General features: G+C 72.4%; 2 protein-coding genes. One reads left to right on the top strand and one right to left on the bottom strand.

Annotated elements, in window-relative coordinates; all coding sequences use genetic code 11:
* On the bottom strand, positions 1-258 hold a 258-nt coding region (locus tag FV223_RS31345), incomplete at its 3' end, for a hypothetical protein (RefSeq protein ID WP_210247534.1).
* 268 nt (positions 259-526) lie between these two features.
* Here FV223_RS31345 and FV223_RS27730 point away from each other — a divergent pair.
* Positions 527-1,360: DUF882 domain-containing protein (locus FV223_RS27730; protein WP_147729889.1), on the top strand; the 834-nt coding region annotated here is incomplete at its 3' end.

Here is a 1,360-nt window from a genome sequence, read left to right on the forward strand (position 1 = left end):
ACGCAGGGGAGAGAACGCGGCGTAGAGGCCCTCCCGCGTCTTCGACGCGTCGATCTCGGCGGCGACGCTGACCCCGCCCCTCGACCTGCCGCGCGACGCGGACGGGCAGATCGCGGTGGCCGCGCCGCCGCCCGAGTTCGGCGAGCCCGGCCTGTGGACGCCGAACCCGGCTCCGGTCTCGCGCAGCTGGTGGTGACCGCAGCCCGCCGGTCGCGGTCCGTGAGGAGCCCCCGCACCGGCCCCGTGGCCCATTCGCATCACCCGTCGGGCGACCGCCGCGGCGACGTGTGCCGCCGCGCTTGCCGGCACGATTTCGCCACGGTCCAGACTTAGCCGTAAGGGAATCGCGTGTGTCCGGCTCGGGCCGCCGATAACCGGGTCTTCACGGTTTTCGGCAACCTTGCGTTCACCATGGTTCCGCGCCGAACGCGGGTCGCGTCCGAGGGGTGAGACGATCGTGCCGACGCCGAGCCAGACGACGCCCCGGCCCTCGCGTCTTCGGCGCATCCTCTTCGGACTCTCCGGCATGGCGCTGGCGCTGGCGGCCGGAACCACCGGCACCCAGGATGCGGTCGCCAACGGCGACACCCGCTCGCTCACGATCTTCCACACCCACACCAAGGAGAGCGCGACCATCACGTTCAAGCGCGATGGGCGCTACGACCGCGCGGCCCTGGAGCAGCTGAACTGGCTCCTGCGCGACTGGCGCATCGACGAGCCGACCAAGATGGACCCGCGCCTGTTCGACACGGTCTGGGAGGCCTATCGGCAGGTCGGCGCCTCGGAGCCGATCCACGTGGTGTCGGCCTATCGCTCGCCCGGCACCAACGCGATGCTGCGCCGCCGCTCGAAGGCGGTGGCCGAGTACAGCCAGCACATGCTCGGCAAGGCGATGGATTTCTACCTGCCGGGCGTCTCGATCGACGAGATCCGCGCGGTCGGGCTGCAGATGCAGCGCGGCGGCGTCGGCTGGTATCCGCATGCCGGCTCGCCCTTCGTCCATCTCGACGTCGGCTCGGTCCGGATGTGGCCGCGGATGAGCCACGACCAGCTCGCCCGCCTGTTCCCCGACGGCAAGACCGTCCACCTGGCGTCCGACAACCGGCCGTTCCCGCGCTACGAGGAGGCCCGCGCCGAGATCCTGGCCCGCGGCGGCACCGTGCTCGGCGTGTCCTCGCAGATCGCCTCCGCCGACGAGGAGGAGGGCCCGAGCCTCGTCGGGTTCCTCGCTGGCCTGTTCGGCAGCCGCAGCGATCCGGCTCCGGCGCCGGTCGCGGTGGCGCGCGGGAAGCCGAAGCCGGTGGTCGCGGTGGCGAGCGCCGACCCGGAAGACGGCATCGGCACCCGTGCGGCCCTCGCC

The sequence above is a fragment of the Methylobacterium sp. WL116 genome (assembly GCF_008039455.1).
Classification (GTDB): Bacteria; Pseudomonadota; Alphaproteobacteria; order Rhizobiales; family Beijerinckiaceae; genus Methylobacterium.